Genomic DNA, 3,662 nt, shown 5'->3' with positions numbered 1-3,662 from the left:
GAGCGTTGGGGGGGCTTCCCCGCTCGTCCTATTAAACAATGGTTCAGGGATATCGCAAATATCCGGAGCATCGGGAAACCAAAAAAGGAGCAATCCTCTGATGAGTGAAACTAATCAGAAGCTGGAAGTTGCAGATATTCAGGCTGTTCTGCGTGCGCTCCCGCATCGTTATCCATTTTTGCTGATTGATCGCATCATCAATATCAATAGTGATGAGTCTGCGACTGGCATCAAGAATGTCACGATCAATGAGCCACATTTTACCGGTCATTTTCCCGACAAGCCGATTATGCCAGGTGTTCTCATCATTGAGGCCATGGCGCAGACGGCAGGCGCGATCACTGTTCTCAATCAGGGCTCTGACGCGCCAAGCCTCGTCTATTTCATGACAATCGACAAAGCCAAGTTCCGCCGTCCAGTTGTTCCTGGTGATCAGCTTCACCTTCACGTGAAGAAGGTTAAACAACGCGGAAATATCTCTAAATTTGAGTGCGTGGCTGAAGTTGATGGCGTAAAGGTTGCCGAAGCTGAAGTCGCCGCAATGGTTGGCGTAGCCGAAGAGAAGGCATGAGTACTTCAATGAAGGAAACTTTTATCCACCCTACCGTTCTCGTGGAGCCGGGTGTGGAACTTGGACAGGGCGTTTCCGTCGGTCCTTTTTGTCACGTTCAGTCCGGCGCCGTCATCGGCGATAATTCTGAGCTGATGAGCCATGTTGTTATTAGCGATGCTGTTCGTCTTGGCGCCGATGCCAAGGTTTATCCGCACGCTGTTTTGGGTTGCGATCCACAGAACGGTAAGCACAAGGGCGGCCCGACGACGCTAGTTGTTGGCGATAACTGCCTTGTACGCGAAGGTGTTACTATGCACCGCGGTTCTGACAGTAGCCGTGGTTACACGAGCGTTGGCAACAATTGCCAGTTTCTCGCCTATGCACACGTCGCGCATGATTGCGATGTTGGCGATCACGTCACATTTGCTAACAACGTTATGATTGGTGGCCACGTCGAAATCGGTCATCACGCCATTCTCGGCGGCGGTTCTGCTGTTCACCAGTTCACGCGTGTTGGCCATCATGCTTTTGTTGGCGGTATGGCGGCACTGGCCCACGATCTCATTCCTTACGGCAGTGCGATCGGCAACCATGCTTATCTCGGCGGTCTGAACATCATCGGAATGAAGCGTTCCGGTATGCAGCGCAAGGATATCCATAATCTGCGTCATGCAGTCCACATGCTCTTTGACCGCACCAAGCCGGTGCGTGAGCGTGCACAGGATGTGCTTAAGGCTATTCCTGATTCTGATGGTGTGGCTGATCTTATCTCCTTCATTCTGGTGGAAAATAAGCGTGCTTATTGCACGCCGCCGCTTGGCTCATCGGTAGGTGGAGCGATGGATGACGGCAACGACGATTGATAGCGCGACAAGCGCGGTAAAGCGTCAACGCACAGCCATTATTGCTGGCAATGGCCTTTTGCCGATAAAAGTAGCTGAAGCTCTGAAGGCGGATGGAAATCCGCCTTTTATGCTTCCACTGCGTGGTGAGGCTGATGCCTCGCTCTATGAATATGAACATCAGGAAATCGCAGCTATTGATTTTGGCATGCTCATCCGTGCCATGCGGTCGGCTGGCGTCACTCAAGTTGTCCTTGCCGGTGGCCTTCGTAACCGCCCGCATCTGAGTGATCTTAAACTCAATCTTCCGACGATAAGGGCTGTGCGCTATGTTCTGACCGCGCTCGGTCAAGGAGATGATGCATTACTGCGAGCATTCATGCGCCTGCTTGAGCGCTATGGCTTCAAGATGGTCGGAGCGCATGAAGTTGTTCCTGATCTTCTCTCACCGACACCGCCGAGAGCGATCACGCGTCTTACGCCCGATTCCCGCGAACGCCGGAACGTTTTGCTTGCTATGGAAGCTGCGCTTCGTCTTGGTGAGCTGGATGTCGGGCAGGGTGCAATTGCTGCAGGTGGCCGTGTTATGGCGCTTGAAGGTGCAGAAGGTACCGATCAGATGATCGAGCGTGTTTACGCGCTTCGTCAGGCAGGTCGTATTCCCAAGCGTGGCGGCGTACTTGTCAAAATGGCCAAGCCAAGACAGGATGAGCGCGCAGATTTGCCGGCAATCGGCGTATCTACAGTGGAGAACGCAGCCCGTGCTGGCTTGTCCGGTATTGCGATTGAAGCTGGTCGCACTTTCATTCTCGGTCTTGGTGAAACCATGGCTGCGGCCAATGAAAAAGGGCTTTTCATTGAGACGATCAGTCGAAACCAAAGGGACTTAGCACGTTGAGCAAAACCAGCCGGCCATTGAAAATTGCGATCGTGGCCGGAGAGGAATCCGGCGATCTCCTCGGTGCGGATTTGGTTGATGCTCTTCGCGGCCAGACAGACCGGCTCGTCGATATCGTTGGCGTTGGTGGTGACCATCTTGCTGAACGTGGATTGAAAACCTTCTTCGACCCGCATGAAATAGCCTTGATGGGGCTTGGTGCTATTCTCAAGAATCTGTCTGGGCTTATTCTGCGTATAAATCAAACAGCAAAGCGGATCGTTGCAGAAAAGCCTGATTGTGTTTTGCTCATCGACAGCCCGGAATTCACGCATCGTGTTGCGAAAAAAATCCGCGCGGCCAGTCCTTCAATTCCAATAGTAAAGTATATCGCTCCGAGTGTCTGGGCCTGGCGTCCGCAGCGCGCCAAAGCGATGCGTGCCTATGTCGACCATGTGCTCACGGTATTACCGTTTGAAGTTGAGGTCATGAAGCGGCTTAACGGCCCGCAATCGACCTATGTCGGACATCGTCTCAGCAGCTACGCGCCGATTGTGAAAGTACAGGCTGCGCAGCGCGCCGCTGAAGCGCAACGCTGGCCTGATGGCTCACGCTGCCTGTTGTTGCTTCCCGGATCGCGCCGTGGCGAAATCCAGACGCTTATGGAACCCTTCGGCAAGGCTGTAGAAGAGCTTTCAAAGCGGATCGAAAAGCTTGAGGTCATTCTACCTACATTGCCGCGCATTGAGGAAATGGTGCGTGAGCTTTCCAAGGATTGGGCCGTTAAGCCGCTTATCGTGACCGGTGATGAAGCCAAGTGGGATGCCTTTGCGCGTGCAGATGCAGCGCTGGCTGCGTCGGGTACTGTTTCGCTGGAGCTTGCACTGTCGCGCATCCCGACCATTTTGTCATACAAGGCTGATTGGTTTGCACACCAGTTTCTGCTGTCCAAGATCACGATCTGGAGTGCGGCTCTTCCGAATATTATCGCTGACGAACCCGTTGTGCCGGAGTTTTTCAATGAATCGGTAAGGCCGGGTAATCTTGCCCGTTATGTCGATAAGCTTATGCAGAAAAGTGCGTCGCGTCAGGCGCAGCTTGATGGCTTTGATAAAGTGATATCAATAATGGCCACGGAGCGACCTTCCGGCGAGATCGGAGCAAAGGTCTTGCTCGATCTGGCCGAGAACGGCAGAAAAGTAAGCCCACGGTGAAGGCCGTCTTGTAAGGTGTCGCAGAACATCGGAAGTCCTAGTGGTAACACTAGGCTCCAGACTCAATTGAGCCACCAAGTGACGATAGCTGCGATGTAGCATGTTGCTGCGAAGTTGATCATAAGCTTGTCATATCGGGTTGCGACGCGCCGCCAGTCCTTGAGGCGGCAGAAGGC

At 53.3% G+C, this 3,662-nt stretch carries 4 protein-coding genes and 1 pseudogene; 4 read left to right on the top strand and 1 reads right to left on the bottom strand.

What is annotated here, in order from left to right:
• The 4 genes from fabZ to lpxB form a co-directional block, all read left to right on the top strand.
• Positions 1-571: 3-hydroxyacyl-ACP dehydratase FabZ (gene fabZ, locus GAK38_RS23670; RefSeq protein WP_325347330.1), on the top strand; the 571-nt coding region annotated here is incomplete at its 5' end.
• Positions 568-1,416 (top strand): acyl-ACP--UDP-N-acetylglucosamine O-acyltransferase, encoded by an 849-nt coding sequence (gene lpxA / locus GAK38_RS23665; protein WP_325347329.1) that lies wholly within the window; start codon positions 568-570, stop codon positions 1,414-1,416. The genes fabZ and lpxA, both read left to right, overlap by 4 nt.
• The gene (locus GAK38_RS23660) at positions 1,397-2,293 is read left to right on the top strand and encodes an LpxI family protein (RefSeq protein ID WP_325347328.1); all 897 of its coding nucleotides are present in this window, start codon (positions 1,397-1,399) and stop codon (positions 2,291-2,293) included. The genes lpxA and GAK38_RS23660 overlap by 20 nt, the downstream gene beginning before the upstream one ends.
• A complete protein-coding gene (gene lpxB, locus GAK38_RS23655) occupies positions 2,290-3,486 on the top strand; it encodes a lipid-A-disaccharide synthase (protein ID WP_325347327.1) in 1,197 nt (398 codons plus the stop codon). The genes GAK38_RS23660 and lpxB overlap by 4 nt, the downstream gene beginning before the upstream one ends.
• A 62-nt stretch (positions 3,487-3,548) precedes the next feature.
• On the opposite strand, the pseudogene GAK38_RS23650 reads toward lpxB, so the two are convergent.
• A pseudogene (locus GAK38_RS23650) lies at positions 3,549-3,662 on the bottom strand (IS5/IS1182 family transposase); the annotation flags it as partial.

Origin of the sequence: Xylophilus sp. (genome assembly GCA_009914555.1) — a bacterium.
Classification (GTDB): domain Bacteria; phylum Pseudomonadota; class Gammaproteobacteria; order Burkholderiales; family Burkholderiaceae_C; genus WNDY01.
The sequence above is the reverse complement of the archived record's forward strand: the minus strand, read 5'-3'. Positions and strand labels throughout refer to the sequence as shown.

Bases quoted from the DNA above. Each gene is read 5' to 3' on its own strand.
- lpxA (WP_325347329.1), top strand. From the start codon at position 568: ATGAGTACTTCAATGAAGGAAACTTTTATCCACCCTACCGTTCTCGTG.
- GAK38_RS23660 (WP_325347328.1), top strand. From the start codon at position 1,397: ATGACGGCAACGACGATTGATAGCGCGACAAGCGCGGTAAAGCGTCAA.